Source organism: Streptomyces antarcticus (genome assembly GCF_026627255.1).
Taxonomy (GTDB): Bacteria; Actinomycetota; Actinomycetes; order Streptomycetales; family Streptomycetaceae; genus Streptomyces; species Streptomyces antarcticus.
The window spans coordinates 1-16725 of record NZ_JAPNLM010000024.1; the positions used below are offsets into that span (position 1 = coordinate 1).

The 16725-nt window shown below is 71.8% G+C and carries 16 protein-coding genes and 2 rRNA genes; 15 read left to right on the forward strand and 3 right to left on the reverse strand.

Annotated features, from left to right (window positions below; genetic code table 11):
• The 10 genes from OTB16_RS29205 to OTB16_RS29250 all read left to right on the forward strand — a co-directional run.
• Nucleotides 1–96 (forward strand): 23S ribosomal RNA (locus tag OTB16_RS29205); the annotation flags it as partial.
• A gap of 77 nt (nucleotides 97–173) precedes the next feature.
• Nucleotides 174–290, forward strand: a 5S ribosomal RNA gene (gene rrf / locus OTB16_RS29210).
• A gap of 124 nt (nucleotides 291–414) precedes the next feature.
• Nucleotides 415–1068 carry an HAD family hydrolase gene (locus OTB16_RS29215; RefSeq protein WP_267723904.1) on the forward strand — a complete coding sequence of 218 codons (654 nt, stop codon included), beginning with the start codon at nucleotides 415–417 and terminating at the stop codon, nucleotides 1066–1068.
• Nucleotides 1069–1111: 43 nt separating this feature from the next.
• On the forward strand, nucleotides 1112–2344 hold the full coding sequence (locus tag OTB16_RS29220; protein ID WP_267723906.1) for an MFS transporter: 1233 nt from the start codon (nucleotides 1112–1114) through the stop codon (nucleotides 2342–2344).
• Entirely contained in the window at nucleotides 2295–3464 is a 1170-nt protein-coding gene (locus tag OTB16_RS29225) for an acetoin utilization protein AcuC (RefSeq protein ID WP_267723908.1), read from the forward strand. Before OTB16_RS29220 ends, OTB16_RS29225 begins: the two co-directional genes overlap by 50 nt.
• Nucleotides 3465–3542: 78 nt before the next feature.
• Complete coding sequence (locus OTB16_RS29230; RefSeq protein ID WP_267723910.1) at nucleotides 3543–4373, forward strand: phosphatase; 831 nt, start codon at nucleotides 3543–3545, stop codon at nucleotides 4371–4373.
• Between the two features lie 114 nt (nucleotides 4374–4487).
• Nucleotides 4488–4697 carry a helix-turn-helix domain-containing protein gene (locus tag OTB16_RS29235; RefSeq protein WP_008738568.1) on the forward strand — a complete coding sequence of 70 codons (210 nt, stop codon included), beginning with the start codon at nucleotides 4488–4490 and terminating at the stop codon, nucleotides 4695–4697.
• Between the two features lie 132 nt (nucleotides 4698–4829).
• Nucleotides 4830–4928 (forward strand): 30S ribosomal protein bS22, encoded by a 99-nt coding sequence (locus OTB16_RS29240; RefSeq protein WP_003948845.1) that lies wholly within the window; start codon nucleotides 4830–4832, stop codon nucleotides 4926–4928.
• 101 nt (nucleotides 4929–5029) lie between these two features.
• Nucleotides 5030–6112 (forward strand): NAD-dependent epimerase/dehydratase family protein, encoded by a 1083-nt coding sequence (locus OTB16_RS29245; RefSeq protein WP_267723925.1) that lies wholly within the window; start codon nucleotides 5030–5032, stop codon nucleotides 6110–6112.
• On the forward strand, nucleotides 6112–7104 hold the full coding sequence (locus OTB16_RS29250) for a lysophospholipid acyltransferase family protein (RefSeq protein WP_267723927.1): 993 nt from the start codon (nucleotides 6112–6114) through the stop codon (nucleotides 7102–7104). The genes OTB16_RS29245 and OTB16_RS29250 overlap by 1 nt, the downstream gene beginning before the upstream one ends.
• A 102-nt stretch (nucleotides 7105–7206) precedes the next feature.
• Here OTB16_RS29250 and OTB16_RS29255 read toward each other — a convergent pair whose 3' ends face one another.
• From OTB16_RS29255 to OTB16_RS29265, 3 genes are all read right to left on the reverse strand, one after another.
• Entirely contained in the window at nucleotides 7207–8418 is a 1212-nt protein-coding gene (locus tag OTB16_RS29255) for a DUF5667 domain-containing protein (protein ID WP_267723929.1), read from the reverse strand.
• Nucleotides 8419–8666: 248 nt separating this feature from the next.
• Nucleotides 8667–9482, reverse strand: coding sequence for an ECF subfamily RNA polymerase sigma factor, BldN family (locus tag OTB16_RS29260; protein ID WP_267723931.1), 816 nt, complete (start codon nucleotides 9480–9482; stop codon nucleotides 8667–8669).
• A gap of 361 nt (nucleotides 9483–9843) precedes the next feature.
• Entirely contained in the window at nucleotides 9844–10836 is a 993-nt protein-coding gene (locus OTB16_RS29265) for an HAD family hydrolase (protein ID WP_267723933.1), read from the reverse strand.
• 117 nt (nucleotides 10837–10953) lie between these two features.
• Between OTB16_RS29265 and OTB16_RS29270 the strand changes: the two genes are divergently transcribed.
• The 5 genes from OTB16_RS29270 to OTB16_RS29290 all read left to right on the forward strand — a co-directional run bounded on the left by OTB16_RS29270 (nucleotide 10954) and on the right by OTB16_RS29290 (nucleotide 16647).
• Nucleotides 10954–11232 carry a glutaredoxin family protein gene (locus OTB16_RS29270; protein ID WP_267723935.1) on the forward strand — a complete coding sequence of 93 codons (279 nt, stop codon included), beginning with the start codon at nucleotides 10954–10956 and terminating at the stop codon, nucleotides 11230–11232.
• A gap of 273 nt (nucleotides 11233–11505) precedes the next feature.
• The gene (locus OTB16_RS29275; RefSeq protein WP_267723936.1) at nucleotides 11506–12315 is read left to right on the forward strand and encodes a redox-sensing transcriptional repressor Rex; all 810 of its coding nucleotides are present in this window, start codon (nucleotides 11506–11508) and stop codon (nucleotides 12313–12315) included.
• Nucleotides 12312–14018 (forward strand): glutamyl-tRNA reductase, encoded by a 1707-nt coding sequence (locus tag OTB16_RS29280; protein ID WP_267723937.1) that lies wholly within the window; start codon nucleotides 12312–12314, stop codon nucleotides 14016–14018. The genes OTB16_RS29275 and OTB16_RS29280 overlap by 4 nt, the downstream gene beginning before the upstream one ends.
• Complete coding sequence (gene hemC, locus OTB16_RS29285; RefSeq protein ID WP_267723940.1) at nucleotides 14015–14980, forward strand: hydroxymethylbilane synthase; 966 nt, start codon at nucleotides 14015–14017, stop codon at nucleotides 14978–14980. Before OTB16_RS29280 ends, hemC begins: the two co-directional genes overlap by 4 nt.
• Nucleotides 14977–16647: a bifunctional uroporphyrinogen-III C-methyltransferase/uroporphyrinogen-III synthase gene (locus OTB16_RS29290; protein ID WP_267723942.1), complete on the forward strand. Its 1671-nt coding sequence runs from the start codon at nucleotides 14977–14979 to the stop codon at nucleotides 16645–16647. Before hemC ends, OTB16_RS29290 begins: the two co-directional genes overlap by 4 nt.
• Nucleotides 16648–16725: the final 78 nt, after the last annotated feature.

Consider the following 16725-nt stretch of genomic DNA (forward strand, 5'->3'; position numbering starts at 1 on the left):
TAAGGCTCCCAGTAGACGACTGGGTTGATAGGCCAGATGTGGAAGCCCGGTAACGGGTGAAGCTGACTGGTACTAATAGGCCGAGGGCTTGTCCTCAGTTGCTCGCGTCCACTGTGTTAGTTCTGAAATAACGAACAGCTGTGTTGTCAGCCAGTGTTCAAATTTCATAGTGTTTCGGTGGTCATAGCGTTAGGGAAACGCCCGGTTACATTTCGAACCCGGAAGCTAAGCCTTTCAGCGCCGATGGTACTGCAGGGGGGACCCTGTGGGAGAGTAGGACGCCGCCGAACAATTATTGTGGGAAAGCCCCGCACCTTATGGTGCGGGGCTTTTCTGCGTTCCGGGGCCAGACTCCACCGGATGCCCGGCATGGGGTCGAGGCCGATCCGTGCTGACGGCTCGTAGGGTTGGGGTATGGGCTACGACCTCGTCATCTTCGACAACGACGGCGTGCTGGTGGACAGCGAGCCGCTCGCCAACAGCATCCTCGCCGGGTATCTGACCGAGCTGGGGCACCCGACCTCCTACGAGGAATCGCTCCATGACTACATGGGCGGCGCCGTGCACCGCGTGCACGACCTCGTGCTCGAGCGGACCGGTCAGCGGCTCCCGGACGACTTCGACGAGACCTTGCACGCGCGGACCTTCGCCGCGTTCGAGCGGGATCTCAGGCCCGTTCCCGGGGTCGAGGAGGTGCTCAACGGGCTCGTCGAACAAGGGGTCGGCTACTGCGTGGCCTCCTCCGGCAGCCACGACCGGATCCGCGTCGGGCACCGGGTGACCGGGCTCGACGAGTGGTTCGAGGACGAGTGGCTCTTCAGCTCGCAGGACGTCGGCCAGGGCAAGCCCGCCCCCGATCTTTTCCTGCACGCGGCCCGTGCCATGGGCGTCGAGCCGGCCCGGTGCGCCGTCGTGGAGGACAGCCCGCTCGGCGTGCGGGCCGCGCTCGCCGCGGGCATGGACGTGTACGGGTTCACCGGGATGATGCCCGCGGATCGGCTCGCCGGCGCGACCGGGTACTTCGGGGACATGAAGCAGCTCCCGGGGCTTCTGCAACTGCCCGTGTGATCGCTCTACCCACGGGTAGCCCCTGGGCCTACGCTGTGCCGCCATGACGGTTGACGTACGGCTGCGGCGCGGGCGCAGCGCCCTGGGGTTCAGCTTCTTCGCGCAGGGTGTCGCCTTCGCGCTGCTCGTGACCCGGATCCCCGGCATCCAGGACCGGTACGGGATATCCGACGGGCTGCTGCCCGCCTTCCTCGCCGCCGTTCCCATCCTCGCCGGGGCGGCGAGCGTCGCCACCGAGCACCTGGTGAAGCGCGTCGCGCCCAGCGCGGTGCTCCGGTGGGCGCAGCCCGTGGTCCTGCTGTCCCTCCTGGGAGTCGGGACGGGGACGCAGCTGTGGCACGTGGCGGTGGCCCTGGGGGTGTTCGGGCTGTCGGTGGGCGCGCTGGACGCCTCGATGAACATGCTCGGGGTCAGCCTCCAGCGGGCGTACGGGCGCAGCATCATGCTGGGGTTCCACGCCGCGTACAGCCTGGGCGGGATCGTCGGTGCCTCGGCCGCGTGGGCCGGGGCGCACTGGCATCTGGGCCTGTTCGTGAGCTACCTGCCGGCCGTCGTCGTGCTGCTGCCGCTGGTCCTGGTCGTGAGCCGCCGCTACGCCGACGCGCGGCCCGGGGTCCTCGGGGCGGCCGGTGAGGACGGTGGGAAGGACGGACGGCCGGCGAACGCCGGGAAGCTGCTGCTGCCGCTCTGTCTGGTGATGGCGTGCGCGTACATCGGTGACTCGACGGTGGCGAACTGGAGTGCCAAGTACCTCCAGGACGTGCTCGGCAGCTCGGAGCAGATGGCGACCGTCCCGTACAACGTCTACATGGTGACCACCCTGATCGGGCGGGCCGTGGGGGATCTGGGTGTGCGGCGGTTCGGTGCCGCGGCCGTGGTGCGTGCCGGGACGGTGGTGGCGGCCGGCGGGTTCGCGGTGGTGGCCGCCGCGCCCGGGCCGTGGGTGGGCATGCTCGGGTTCACGATGCTGGGGCTCGGGCTGTGCGTGATCGTGCCGCAGACGTTCGCGGCGGCGGGCCGGCTGTTCCCGGGAGGTTCGGACACGGCGGTCGCGCGGCTCAACATCTTCAATTACGTGGGCTTCCTCATCGGGTCACCGCTCGTCGGGGCGGTGGGGGACGCCTGGAGCTACCGGGGGGCGATGCTCGTGCCCATGGTGCTGGTCCTGGTGACGCTGTTCTACGCCCGCTCGTTCGGTTCCGGCGACGCCCGATACGGTGTCGGGCATGAGCGGCCGCGGGTTGTTGATGTGGGACGAGGCGGTAACGAAGTATGACTTCGGACCGAGCCATCCGATGGATCCGGTGCGCCTGGCGCTGACCATGGGCCTGGTACGGGCCTTCGGGCTGGACCGGGTGATGGACGTACGGTCGGCCCGGGCGGCCGGGGACTCGACGCTGCGGCTGGTCCACCGGGAGGAGTACGTCGCCGCGGTGCGGGGGGTGTCCGCCGACCCCGGCTCGGCCGACGGGTCCTTCGGGCTGGGGACCATGGACGATCCGGCGTTCCCCGGGATGCACGAGGCGTCCGCGCTGATCGCCGGGCAGTCGGTGGCGGGCGCGGAGGCGGTGTGGCGCGGGGAGGCGGAGCACGCGGTGAACTTCGCGGGCGGGCTGCACCACGCGATGCCGGGTTCTGCGGCCGGGTTCTGCGTGTACAACGACGCGGCGCTGGCCGTGGCCCGGCTGCTGGAGCTGGGGGCCGAGCGGGTCGCGTACGTGGACGTGGACGTCCACCACGGGGACGGGGTGCAGGCGGCGTTCTGGGACGACCCGCGGGTGCTGACCGTCTCCCTGCACGAGCACCCGCGGACGCTGTTCCCTCAGACCGGATGGCCGGAAGAGACCGGTGGCGCCGCCGCCGAGGGGTCGGCGGTGAACGTGGCGCTGCCGGCGGGTACCGGGGACGAGGGATGGCTGCGGGCGTTCCACGCGACGGTGCCGGAGCTGCTGGAGGACTTCCGGCCGCAGGTGCTGGTGACGCAGCACGGCGCCGATACGCACTTCGAGGACCCGCTCGCGCACCTGGCGGTGTCCCTGGACGCCCAGCGGGCGGTCCAGGAGGCCTGTCACCGGCTCGCGCACGAGCACGCGGGCGGTCGGTGGCTGGCGCTCGGCGGCGGCGGATACGCGGTGGTGGACGTCGTACCGCGGTCGTGGACCCATCTGGTGGCCATCGCCGGGCACCGGCCGGTCGACCCGGAGACGGCGGTGCCGGCGTCGTGGCGGGACGAGGTGTACGCGCGGACGCGACAGCTGGCGCCGGCCCGGATGACGGACGGGCGGGAGCCCGTGTGGCGGGACTGGGAGGGCGGCTACGACCCGGCGGACCGGATCGACCAGGCGGTGCTGGCGACCCGGCGGGCGGTGTTCCCGCTGCGGGGGATGCTGACCTGACGATGCATCGTTACGCCAACTGTGCGGCGGAAAGCCGGAATTGATGAACCACCAGATGTGTTGGGGGAGCATCGGGGGGTGTTGAGCACCGGCGCGCTGCGTGCGCATCTGCTGGCCGCCCGGTTGGCCGGGCCCGTCGCCACCTCGCGGGAGGAGAGCCTGCGCAGTTACCGGCTGTTCGCTGCGCGCGATCCGCGGGTGCTGCTGGGGCTGGACCCGGAGCAGGGGTGGGATGAGGGTGCCCTGCTGGGGCTGATGGCGCGCAAGTGCGGGGTCTCGGCGGATCCGGCCCACGTCAGCGGGCCGGACATGATCGATCCGGAACGGACGCTGGCGGCGCTGGAGGCCTTCGCGGGGCGGCTGCGGGAGGCGGTGCGGGCCGGGTCCCCGGTGCTGTTCGGGACGGGGCACCCGCACCGGCTCCTGGGCTTCTACGCCACGTTGGCCGCGGCGGTGTCGGCGGCGGGCTGTGATGTCCTCAGCCCGGCGCGGGGGGTGAGTGTCGACATGGCGACCCGGTTCGGCGTACGCACGCACTGCATCGATTACGTACGGGGGGTCGCATTGGTGCGGGACCCCGGCGTGCGGGAGCCCGGGAGTGCGACCGGCGTGCACTCCCATTCGCCCCTGCCGGTTCGGATCGCCCTGGGGGCCCTGGCGGAGGCCGGGGGGCCGCTGCCGGAGCTGGTGGTGGGGGATCACGGATGGGTCTGCGGTGCAGGTCAGCTCGGTGTGGAGGCGATCGGGCTGGCGGATACGGACGATCCCGCGCTGTTCGTGGGGGAGGCCGAGGGCCGGGTCGCGGTGGCGGTTCCGCTTGATGACGCGGTGCGCGCGGACTACTACGGACCCCTCACCCGGTACGTGCTCGACCGTGCGGGGCTGCCGGTGCGCCAGGAGTGGCTGTAGCTCCTCTTCCCCACTCGTATCACGCGCCCCTACTCTGGGGAGTGAGCGTGCGACGACGAGGAGTAACCGGAGGGGAAGCCGGTGCCCGTCATGCGCGGAAGGTCAAGGTGTGTCATGGCTGCTGGCGAGAGGCCTCTTAGCGAGGTTCAGTTCCTGACCGTGGCGGAGGTCGCCTCGGTGATGCGAGTGTCGAAGATGACCGTGTACCGCCTGGTGCACAACGGTCATCTGCCCGCGATCCGGGTGGGCCGGTCCTTCCGGGTCCCCGAAAACGCGGTTCACGAGTACCTCCGAGAGTCCTATGTGGGGGTGGAGTCGGCCTGAGACTGACGCCCCGGACCCCCACTCAAGCAGGCGGATTACAGGCTCAGAGCTCGGGCGGGTAGGCTAAGCCGACGTAGGTCGTGTGGGCCCAGACGCCCCGCACCGAGTGAAGAGAAGTGAGCGAGGGTAGTCGTGGGCTCTGTTATCAAGAAGCGGCGCAAGCGGATGGCTAAGAAGAAGCACCGCAAGCTGCTCAAGCGCACCCGCGTTCAGCGCCGTAACAAGAAGTAAGCGGTAGCTGTACGTGTTTTCCGCAGCCCCCCCACCATCCTGGTGGGGGGGCTGTGGTGCAGCCGGGGGCAGGTTGTTCCGACTAGGGAGGCGCTGAGCTCGTGGGGAAGGTCGTGCTGGTCACCGGGGCGTCTCGGCAGCTGGGGGGCCGCTTCGTGCGCCGCATCCAGCGTGACCCGGAGGTCGAGCGGGTGATCGCGGTGGACGCCGTGGCGCCGCCGCACCGGCTCGGGTCGGCCGAGTTCGTCCGTACGGACATCAGGCAGTCGGCGATCGCCCGCGTGCTCGCCGAGCACGCCGTGGACACGGTGGTCCACCTGGCGGTCACCGGGAGCGGCGCGGGAACGGGCGGCGCGCACAGCACCGTCAAGGAAACGAACGTCATCGGGACGATGCAGCTCCTCGGGGCCTGCCAGAAGTCGCCGACGGTACGGCGGCTCGTGGTGAAGTCCAGTACCAGCGTGTACGGGGGCACCTCGCGGGATCCGGCCGTCTTCACCGAGACCACGGAGCCGAAGTCACTGCCCGCGGGCGGCTTCGCCAAGGACGCGGCCGAGGTCGAGGGGTACGTACGGGGCTTCGCGCGCCGGCGGCCGGACGTCGCGGTGTGCGTGCTGCGCTTCGCGAACATCCTGGGGCCCTTCGCGGACTCGGCGCTCGCCGAGTACTTCTCCATTCCGGTGATGCCGACGGTGCTGGGCTACGACCCGCGGCTCCAGTTCGTCCACGAGGACGACGTGCTCGACGTGTTGCGGCTGGCGGCGCGGGAGCCGCGGCGGGGGACGCTGAACAGCGGCACCTTCAACATCGCGGGTGACGGCGTGCTGCTTCTGTCGCAGTGCTCGCGGCGGCTGGGGCGGCCGACGCTGCCGCTGCTGCTGCCCGCCGTGACGTGGGCGGGGTCGGTGCTGAGGGCGGTCGGGGTGACGGACTTCTCGCCGGAGCAGGTAAGGCTCCTCACGCACGGCCGGGTCGTGGAGACCACGCAGATGCGGGAGGTGCTCGGCTTCGAGCCGGTGTACACGACCGCCGAGACCTTCGCCGACTTCGCGCGGAGCCGGGGGAGCGGGCTGCTGCCGCCGGAGCGGGTGGCGCGTGCCGTGGACCGGGTGGCTGGGATGCTGAACGTGGACGGTTCGGACGTCGACGTCGACGTCGACGTGGCTGAAGGAGCGAAGCGATAGTGGCGGACGCCAAGGTCATTCCGTTCGGCGAGGACCGGCCGCGCCGGCGTCCCTCGGGGCGGCGGGTGCGGGCGGCTCCGCCGGCACCGCCCGAGCCGGTCGTGGAGGCTGTCCCCCCGCTCCTGGAGCCGGTGGCGCAGAAGCCCGCCGGCGCGGGCTGGGAGCGTAAGGTCGCCGGCGGTCTGTCGTTCCTGCGGCGGCGGATCACCGGGGAGTACGAGGTCGACGAGTTCGGCTACGACAAGGAACTGACGGACCAGGTCCTGATGTCCCTGATGCGGCCGCTGTTCGACAAGTACTTCCGGGTCGAGGTCAAGGGCATCGAGAACATCCCGAAGGAGGGTGGCGCGCTGATCGTCGCGAACCACTCGGGGACGCTGCCGCTGGACGGGCTGATGCTCCAGGTCGCGGTGCACGACCACCACCCGGCGCAGCGGCACCTGCGGCTGCTGGCGGCCGATCTGGTGTTCATGCTGCCGGTGGTGAACGAGCTGGCGCGCAAGGCCGGGCACACCCTCGCCTGCGCGGAGGACGCGCAGCGGCTGCTGGAGGCCGGGGAACTGGTCGGTGTGATGCCGGAGGGCTTCAAGGGGATAGGGAAGCCGTTCGGAGACCGGTACAAGCTGCAGCGGTTCGGGCGCGGTGGTTTCGTGTCGACGGCGCTGCGGGCCGGGACGCCGATCGTGCCGTGCTCGATCGTGGGCGCGGAGGAGATCTACCCGATGGTCGGCAACGCGAAGACGCTGGCGCGGCTGCTGGGGATCCCGTACTTCCCGATCACTCCCACGTTCCCGCTGCTGGGGCCGTTCGGGGCGGTGCCGTTGCCGACGAAGTGGACGATCCAGTTCGGGGAGCCGATCGCGACGGACGGGTACGCGGCGGAGGCCGCCGAGGATCCGATGCTGATGTTCAACCTGACGGACCAGGTGCGGGAGCAGATCCAGCACACGCTGTACCGCCTGCTGGTGCAGCGGCGGTCCGTGTTCTTCTGACGCCCCGGTCGGCGGCGGGCGGGGGGCCGGCCGGCCGGTTGTGTGTCCGGGCGCGCGTGAACGCCGGCGGGGCTGGATGTGCCCCGCCGGCGTTCGACCGCGCTACTCGGCGTCCTCCGCGTCGATGCCCAGGCCCGGGAGGATGCCCGGGAGCAGGGGCGGGAGGGTGATGTCCGGCTTGAGGTGCTCCGGGACTCCGGCCGACGGGGGCGGAGTGGGCAGGCCCGTGGGCGGGGTGAGCAGGTCGCCCGTACCTCCCAGAAGGCCTCCCGTCGGCTGCGGCTTGACGCTGCTCCCGGAGGGGGACGGCGCGGGGCTGCTGTCGGACGGGGTGCCCGGGGTGGGGGCGGGCTGCTGCTTGCCGCTGGGGGTGCCGGGCTTGGCCGGGGCACCGGACGAGCCGGAACCCCTGCTCTGCTCGGGGGGCTTGGGGAGCAGGCCCTGGAGCGGCGCGACGTCTTCGTCTATGGCCTGGAAGACGCCCTCCACTTCACCGCCCACGTCCGTGAGCTGCGCCGGGAGCTTCTCCCGGAGCCGGCCCCAGGCGTCCCGGTGGGAGCGGGAGAACGACGAGAGCGTCTGCATCGGGCCGAGCGAGCCGTCCCGTTGGTAGGCCGCCTGGAGAAGCCGGTGGCCCTGCTCCGCGTCGTGCTTCATGCCCGCCAGTGCTCGGCGGATCTCGCCCAGGGACTCGTGGTCCAGTACGCCGGTCCTGCCCCGTTCCATCAGCCTGCGGGCTTCCGAGAGGCGGTTCGAGGCCTGGTCGAGATAGAGCTCGCCCCGGTCCGAGTCCTCGTCGGCCATCCCCAGCTTCAGGTCTTCCACGCCCCGTTTGATCGGGTACAGGGAATCACCGGGCAGGGCGTCCGTGCTGGCAGCGGCCACTCCACTGAAGGCCCCTGCGGCCACACCCACGGTGAGGCCGCCTGCCGCGATGCCCTTGGACCAGCGGGAGCGGGGCCGCAATTTCCGGAGCGAGGTCGCCCGGTGGGCGCCGCGGCCGGTCCGCTGTTCGGGCACCAGAGGGTCCGGGGCGGCACCGCCCCCGGCCCTCTCCTCCAGCACCATGGCCTCCATGGCGGCGACGAGCTGGGCTCGTTGCACCACTTTGACCTGGGGGTCCAGCACTGGGCGCGGCATTCTTTCGCCGAGCACGCTCGCCAGGGCCAATAGCCGGTCGTGGTCGGCAGGTTCGGCAGGTGCCGGGGACTGCTCGGCCGCCGAGTCCGGTTCCGGAGCATCGGACGGGGTCCGATCCTCCAGGGCCTGGGCGAAGGCGTTCGCCCGCCGGTGCGGGGTCACGTTCGCGATCACTGGCGGCACCTCCTCTCGTCATGACGATCGACTCCCCAAGGTGTCCGGAAGGTTGCCTTCCTTGAGCACATCCACACTTTCGAGTGAGCGGCTTCGGGTAGGGCGTGTCCACAGGGAGCCTGCATTCCGCACAACGAGCGTCGCGGCACTTGGGTTACGGACGAAGGATGATCGGACCACAGCGTCATCGAGGGGTCACCGGATGTATTGGGGTCGTGTTGTTTTGGTGGGTCGTCTTCTGAGGGGGGTCAGCGGGCGTCGTCGGGGAGGAGCCGGGCGAGGGTGCGGACCGCCCGGTACTGGAGCGTCTTGATGGCGCCCTCGTTCTTCCCCATCACGCGGGCCGTTTCGGCGACCGAGAGCCCTTGCAGGAAGCGCAGGGTCACGCACTCCTGCTGTTGCGGGTTGAGCTTCTTCACGGCCTCCAGCAGGGCCGCGTTGGAGAGGGACTCCAGGACGGAGTCCTCGGGGCTGCGCTCGACCTCGTTCGCGTCGAGCATCTCGCCGGTGGTGATCTCCAGCCGGAAGCGGCTGGACTTGAAGTGGTCCGCCACCAGGTTGCGGGCGATCGTCACGAGCCAGGCGCCGAAGTCACGGCCCTGCCAGGTGAAGGTGGAGATGCGGCGCAGCGCGCGGAGGAAGGTCTCGCTGGTGAGATCCTCCGCGGTCGCCTTGCCGCCGACGCGGTAGTAGATGTAGCGGTAGACCGTGTCGCTGTACTGGTCGTAGAGGCGGCCGAAGGCGTCGGCTTCGCCGGCCTGGGCACGTTCGACCAGGTCCATCATGCGGGCCTGGTCGCTGTCCGCGGTGGGGCGGCGGTGGGTGGCCTGAGTGCTCGCGCCGGCGGCGCCGTTCGAGCCCCCGGCCGCGCGGCCGCGTCTGCCCACCGTCGCGCCGCCGTCGGTCAGGGCATAGCAAGGACCGGCCGGGCCGAAGCCGGCAGGGACCGCGGCGGCGAAGGCGGGGACGGCGTACGCGGTGGGGACGAAGCCGCGCAGGTGGTCGAGGACCGTTGCGCGCAGCGTAGCCAGGCCCGAGGCGTCAACCCCGACAGGTGGGTACACGGGACTCCCAGAGGCAGAGCTTCCATCACGTGCAGTGCGGGACCGTTCACCCGTCGTAGCGACAGATGACCGGTGGCATGCGTTTGAGGAGAATAACGCTTCGTACAGGCAGTGCTACACCCAGTTGCTCAAATCGCCGGTTCCGACACTTCTGTTGCGTGTCCAGGGCATATTCGGTCGCTGTTGGTGATCGATTCTTGATCGGTTGGGTGCGCGGAATGGCAGCTTCCCCAATGGCTCACGACCGAGTCGGGCAGGCCGGAGTGCCGCGCCGGGGGCGCGGGTAGAGGTGAGCGAATGCCCGTGGTCCGGCCGTCGGGGCGGCGGGGGCGGTGCGGGGCCGGTGCGGGGCCCGGAGCCGCTACTTGCGGCGGCGGTGCAGGGCGATCGCGGCGGCCGCGCCGCCCGCGATCGCGCCGACTCCGGCGGCTGCCGGGACGCCGACCTTCACGGCCTTGCGGCCGGTCCGATAGTCGCGCAGCCGCCAGTCGTGGGTGCGGGCATGCTTGCGCAGTTTTGTGTCGGGATTGATCGCGTACGGATGCCCGACCAGGGACAGCATCGGGATGTCGTTGTGCGAATCGCTGTACGCGGCGCAGCGCGCGAGGTCGAGGTCCTCGGCGGCGGCCAGGGCGCGGACCGCCTCGGCCTTGGCGGGGCCGTGCAGCGGCTCGCCCACGAGGCGGCCGGTGTAGATGCCGTCGACGGACTCCGCGACCGTGCCGAGCGCGCCGGTCAGGCCGAGCCGGCGGGCGATGATCGTGGCCGTCTCCACGGGGGCGGCGGTCACCAGCCACACCTTCTGGCCGGCGTCGAGGTGGGCCTGGGCCAGGGCGCGGGTGCCGGGCCAGATCCGCTCGGCCATGTACTCGTCGTAGATCTCCTCGCCGATGGCCATCAGCTCGGAGACCTTGTGGCCCTTGACGATGGACAGGGCGCTGTCGCGGGCGTCCTGCATGTGGTCGGGGTCCTCGACGCCGGCGAGGCGGAACCAGGCCTGCTGCCAGGCGAAGCGGGCGAGCTCGCGGCGCTGGAAGAACTCGCGCTTGTAGAGGCCGCGGCCGAAGTGGAAGATGGCGGCGCCCTGCATGACGGTGTTGTCGAGGTCGAAGAAGGCCGCGGCGAGATCGTCCCCGGCGACGGGGAACTCCGGCTCGGCCGGCTCCTGTGGTTCGCGCGCCTCGGCTTCCGCCAGTGCCTCGGCTTCCTCGTGCGCTTCCCTCTCGGGGCCGGTCAGAGGTGGGGCTTCGGCCAGAGCGGTCTTGCGGGCGGCCTCGGCCGAGGCCTCGCCTGCCAGCACGCTCCGCGCGGTCGCGGAGCGCCTACGGGGGGTGAGCCATCCCAGAGCGGCCATGACGCGAGCATAGCCATTGTGTTCGGGAGTTCCCGAACCGATGGGATGCGGAGGCGTGAACTCTGCGGGGCGTCCCCGTGACGCGGGGGCGGGGCGGGGACGCGGGAGAATGGGGGCATGAGCCCTCTGTTGCGCCGCAAGGAAAAGAAGAGCCCCGGTGAGCGGGTGGTGACGCTCATCGGGAGGCCCGGGTGCCATCTGTGCGACGACGCCCAGGAGGTGGTGGAGAAGGTGTGCGCCGAGACGGGCGCGCGGTGGGAGAAGAAGGACATCTCGCAGGACGAGGACCTCTACCGGCTGCACTGGGAGCAGATTCCGGTGGTTCTGGTGGATGGCGAACAGCACACCTTCTGGAGGGTGAACCCGGACCGGCTGCGGCGGGCGTTGGAAGGCTGAGCCGCTTCGCGGTTACCATCGTGGGCGATTTATGGGGGCTAGGGCGCGTATCTGTGAGGAGTGTGTACGGTTTTGCCCCCTTCTGGTTTTGAACGGGTTCGGCGTGTCGCCGGTTCCGGGGTTCCGTGCCGGGGGCGCGTGACCCCGGTCACTTTGCTCGGACAAAGCGGACACAATCTTTGTGCACGCGTTCACAAAGGCATAGCCTGCTGTCGACGGGGCGGTCCTGGGACAAGTGGCCGCCTGCAGCCCCGCTCATCCCGCAGGAGCATCGTGGCAACTGGCCGAACTCACCGACCGGCGACCCGCAGCCGAGGTATTCCCGAGGCCACTGTCGCCCGGCTTCCGCTGTACCTGCGCGCCCTCACCGCGCTCTCCGAGCGATCGGTGCCCACGGTGTCATCCGAGGAGCTCGCGGCCGCCGCCGGAGTCAACTCCGCGAAGCTGCGCAAGGACTTCTCGTACCTCGGCTCCTACGGTACGCGCGGCGTCGGGTACGACGTCGAGTACCTCGTCTACCAGATCTCCCGCGAGCTCGGGCTGACCCAGGACTGGCCGGTCGTCATCGTCGGCATCGGCAACCTGGGCGCGGCGCTCGCCAACTACGGCGGGTTCGCGTCCCGCGGGTTCCGGGTGGCCGCGCTGATCGACGCCGACCCGGCGATGGCCGGCAAGCCGGTCGCCGGGATGCCCGTGCAGCACACCGACGAGCTGGAGAAGATCATCGAGGACAACGGCGTCTCGATCGGGGTCATCGCGACCCCGGCCGGTGCGGCCCAGCAGGTCAGCGAGCGGCTGATCGCGGCCGGCGTCACCTCGATCCTCAACTTCGCGCCGACCGTGCTGTCCGTGCCCGAGGGCGTGGACGTGCGCAAGGTCGACCTCTCCATCGAACTCCAGATCCTCGCCTTCCACGAGCAGCGCAAGGCCGGGGAGGGCGCGGCCGCCGCCGCTGCCGCCGAGGCCTCCTCCGTGGGCGGCGCCGCCCCCGCCGCGGCCGTGGTGCCGCCGGCCGGCCGGGCCGCCGCCGTGGCGCGCAAGGGCAACCCCGAGGGCGACGTCCCGGCGGTGATGCCGGCATGAGTCTGCTCGTCGTAGGGCTGAGCCACCGCAGCGCACCCGTCAGCGTCCTGGAGCGGGCCTCGCTGTCCGCGGACGCCAAGGTCAAGCTGCTGCACGACACCCTCGCCGCCGAGCCGGCGACGGAGGCGGCGGTGCTCGCCACGTGCAACCGCATCGAGCTGTACGCGGACGTGGACAAGTTCCACGCCGGTGTCGCCGAGCTGTCCACGTTGCTCGCGCAGCACAGCGGCGTCGCGCTGGAGGAGCTCACCCCCTACCTCTACGTGCACTACGAGGACCGGGCGGTGCACCACCTCTTCTCGGTGGCGTGCGGGCTGGACTCGATGGTCGTGGGCGAGGGCCAGATCCTCGGCCAGATCAAGGACGCGCTGGCGCTGGGGCAGGAGCAGCACACCGCGGGCCGGCTGATCAACGACCTGTTCCAGCAGGCGCTGCGCGTCGGCAAGCGGGCGCACTCGGAGACCGGGATCGACCGGGCCGGGCAGTCGCTGGTGACGTTCGGGCTGGAGCAGCTCGCGGCGAACACGCCGGTGGCGCAGTGGGCGGCCGGCAAGCGGGCGCTGGTGATCGGTGCCGGGTCGATGTCCTCCCTCGCGGCGGCGACGCTGGCGCGGGTCGGCGTCCGCGAGATCGTGGTGGCCAACCGGACCGTCGACCGGGCGGAGCGGCTTGCCGAGATTCTGGTTGCCTCGGGCACCGGGGTGCGGGCTTCGGCCGTCCCGATGTGGTCCGTGCCGCAGGAGCTGACACGAGTCGACGTGGTGGTCTCCTGCACCGGCGCCACCGGGCTGGTGCTGACCGCCGACGACGTGACCGCCGCCGTGTCCCAGGGCGCCGGGGCCTTCGCCCCTACCGCCGTGCCGGACCCCGCGCCGCACGCGCCGCACGCGCCGGCGGGCCCCGGTCCCGCCGGGCTGGACCCCGAGGTCGTGGCGCGGCTGGCTGCCGCCGCCCGCGCCGGCGGCCGGCTGGCCGACGCCGGAGCCGTACGGACCCTGGCCGCCGCACCGGAGCCCGACGGGTGCCCCCTCGGCCTGGACGCGCCCGCCGCCGACGGCCGGGCCGCCCTGACCGGGGTCGACGCCAGCGCCCTCGAACTGCACGGCACCTGGGCCGACCAGGGCGAGGCCGCCGCTCAGCGGCAGCCCCGCAAGAGCGCCCGCGCGCTCGGCGACGGGACGGCCGTACGGCTGGCCCTGCTCGACCTGGCCATGCCGCGCGACATCGACGCGGCCGTGCACCGGGTTCCCGGCGTACGGCTCGTCGACATCGAGAGCCTCGCCGAGACCTCCGCCGACGCCCCGATGGCCGCGGACGTCGACGCCGTGCGCGCGATAGTGGCCGCGGAAGTGGCCGCCTTCGGGGCGGCGCAGCGGGCCGCGCACATCACGCCCACCGTCGTCGCCCTGCGCGCCATGGCGGCCGAGGTCGTGGCCATGGAAGTGGCCCGGCTCGACGGACGGGTCCCCGACCTCGACGACCGGCAGCGGGCCGAGGTCACCCAGACCGTGCGCCGCGTCGTCGACAAGCTCCTCCACGCGCCGACCGTGCGCGTCAAGCAGCTGGCGAGCGAGCCCGGCGGCGCCGGGTACGCCGAGGCGCTGCGCGAACTCTTCGACCTCGACCCGCAGACGGTGGCATCCGTCAGCCGGGCAGACGCGGCCGATCCGATGAACGACGACGACCCAGGACGGGCATCATGAACACACGTCCCGACCAGCCGCTGCGGCTCGGTACGCGGCGGAGCAAGCTGGCCATGTCGCAGTCGGGCCACGTCGCCGACGCGGTCCGCGCGGTCACCGGGCGGCCCGTCGAGCTCGTGGAGATCACGACCTACGGCGACGTGTCGCGCGAGCACCTCGCGCAGATCGGCGGCACCGGGGTGTTCGTCACCGCGCTGCGCGACGCGCTGATGCGCGGCGAGGTCGACTTCGCGGTGCACTCGCTGAAGGACCTGCCGACCGCGCAGCCCGACGACCTGGTGATCGCGGCGATGCCGCAGCGCCAGGACGCCCGGGACGCGCTCGTCGCCCGCGACGGCCTGACCTTCGAGCAGCTGCCCGACGGCGCCCGGATCGGTACCGGTTCGCCGCGCCGGACGGCCCAGCTGAACCACCTGGCGCTGTCGCTGGGCAAGCGCATCGAGACCGTGCCGATCCGCGGCAACGTGGACACCCGCATCGGGTTCGTGCGCGACGGCGAGCTCGACGCCGTGGTGCTGGCCGCCGCCGGACTGAACCGGATCGGCCGCGGCGACGAGGCGACCGAGCTGATGCCGGTCGACGGCATGCTGCCCGCCCCCGGCCAGGGAGCCCTGGCCGTGGAGTGCCTCGCGTCCGACGCGGAGCTGATCGCGGCGCTCGGCGAGCTCGACGACCCGTACACGCGGGCCGCCGTCACCGCCGAACGTTCCCTGCTCGCCCGGCTGGAGGCCGGCTGCAGCGCCCCCGTGGGGGCGTTCGCCGACCTGCTGGCCGACGGTCAGACTGTCAATGAAATGCGCCTGCGCGGCGTCGTCGGAACCCTCGACGGCTCGACGCTGGTGCAGCTGTCCACCACCGGACCCGTGCCCCAGTCGTACGACGAGGCCATGGCGCTCGGCCGCGAACTCGCGGACGAGATGCTGGCCAAGGGCGCGGCCGGTCTGATGGGGGAGCGAGCGTGAGCCCCACACGTCCCACCACCTCCGCTTTTCCGGGCATCGCCGCCCACGGGCACGTCACCTTCCTCGGTGCCGGCCCCGGCGACCCGGGTCTGCTGACGCTGCGCGCCGTCGAGGCGCTCGCCGCCGCGGACGTGCTGATCGCGGAGCCCGATGTGCTCGACGTCGTGCGCACGCATGCGCGCGTCAACGTCGACACGCCACAGCTGACGGTAGCTGACGAGAAGTCAGCAGCCGCCGGGGTCCCTGTGATCCGGGACGCGGCCAATCTTGTCATGGAGGCCGCACGCTCCGGCAGGCGGGTCGTGCGAGCCGTCACCGGTGACCCCGGGCTCGACGGGAACACGGCCGAGGAGATGCTCGTCTGCGCCTCCGAGGGCATCCCCTTCGAGGTCGTGCCCGGCATCCCGACGGCCGTGGGCGTGCCCGCGTACGCCGGTGTGCCGCTGCGGGAGCGGGGCGACGGCAACGGCGTGCGCTTCGTGGACGCCCGGACCGCCTCGGCGCGCTGCTGGACCGAGGCGGGAGCGAGCGACGGGATACTCGTCGTCTCCTCGACCCTGGAGACCGTGTCGGCGGCCGCCGCCGAGCTGGTGAGCGCCGGGCGCAAGCCCGACACCCCGCTGACGGTGACCGTCGCCGGTACGACCACGCGGCAGCGCACCTGGTGCGCGACGCTGGGCACGATCGCGCAGGTGTTCAAGCAGGGCAAGGTGCTGCCGTCGCCCGAGGGCGCCCGGCCGGTCATAGCCGTGGTCGGTGAGCACGGCGCCTCCGCGCGCCGCGACGAGCTGGCCTGGTTCGAGTCGAAGCCGCTGTTCGGCTGGCGGGTGCTCGTACCGCGTACGAAGGAGCAGGCCGCCTCGCTCTCCGACCAGCTGCGTTCGTACGGAGCGGTGCCGCACGAGGTGCCGACCATCGCCGTGGAGCCGCCGCGGACCCCGCAGCAGATGGAGCGGGCCGTGAAGGGCCTGGTCACCGGCCGCTACGAGTGGATCGCCTTCACCTCGGTCAACGCCGTGAAGGCGGTGCGGGAGAAGTTCGAGGAGTACGGGCTCGACGCGCGGGCCTTCGCGGGCATCAAGGTCGCCGCGGTGGGCGAGCAGACCGCCGCCTCGCTCGTGGAGTTCGGCGTGAAGCCGGACCTGGTGCCGAGCGGCGAGCAGTCCGCGGCCGGGCTGCTGGAGGACTGGCCGCCGTACGACCCGGTCTTCGACCCGATCGACCGGGTGTTCCTGCCGCGGGCCGACATCGCGACCGAGACGCTGGTCGCCGGGCTGATCGAGCTCGGGTGGGAGGTCGACGACGTCACGGCCTACCGGACCGTGCGCGCGTCGCCGCCGCCGGCGGACACGCGTGAGGCGATCAAGGGCGGCGGCTTCGACGCCGTGCTGTTCACGTCGTCCTCCACGGTCCGCAACCTGGTCGGGATCGCGGGCAAGCCGCACAACGTGACCGTCATCGCGTGTATCGGGCCGGCGACGGCCAAGACCGCGGAGGAGCACGGGCTGCGCGTGGACGTGCTGTCGCCGGAGCCGTCGGTGTCGAAGCTGGCGGAGGCCCTCGCCGAGTACGGCGCGGCGCGCCGCGAGGCGGCCAAGGAGGCCGGCGAGACGGTGTTCCGGCCGAGCGAGCGGCGGCCGGGGGCGCGCAGGCGCCGTACGACCTGACCGGTCGGGAGCAGTGACGGGGGGCCCGGACGCGCGACGCGTCCGGGCCCTTCGCGGTACGGGGGCGGGGAGGGGCCG

Bases quoted from the DNA above. Each gene is read 5' to 3' on its own strand.
- OTB16_RS29225 (WP_267723908.1), top strand. From the start codon at position 2,295: ATGAGCGGCCGCGGGTTGTTGATGTGGGACGAGGCGGTAACGAAGTAT.
- OTB16_RS29215 (WP_267723904.1), top strand. From the start codon at position 415: ATGGGCTACGACCTCGTCATCTTCGACAACGACGGCGTGCTGGTGGAC.
- OTB16_RS29265 (WP_267723933.1), bottom strand. From the start codon at position 10,836: ATGGCCGCTCTGGGATGGCTCACCCCCCGTAGGCGCTCCGCGACCGCG.
- OTB16_RS29270 (WP_267723935.1), top strand. From the start codon at position 10,954: ATGAGCCCTCTGTTGCGCCGCAAGGAAAAGAAGAGCCCCGGTGAGCGG.
- OTB16_RS29235 (WP_008738568.1), top strand. From the start codon at position 4,488: ATGGCTGCTGGCGAGAGGCCTCTTAGCGAGGTTCAGTTCCTGACCGTG.
- OTB16_RS29220 (WP_267723906.1), top strand. From the start codon at position 1,112: ATGACGGTTGACGTACGGCTGCGGCGCGGGCGCAGCGCCCTGGGGTTC.
- OTB16_RS29280 (WP_267723937.1), top strand. From the start codon at position 12,312: ATGAGTCTGCTCGTCGTAGGGCTGAGCCACCGCAGCGCACCCGTCAGC.
- hemC (WP_267723940.1), top strand. From the start codon at position 14,015: ATGAACACACGTCCCGACCAGCCGCTGCGGCTCGGTACGCGGCGGAGC.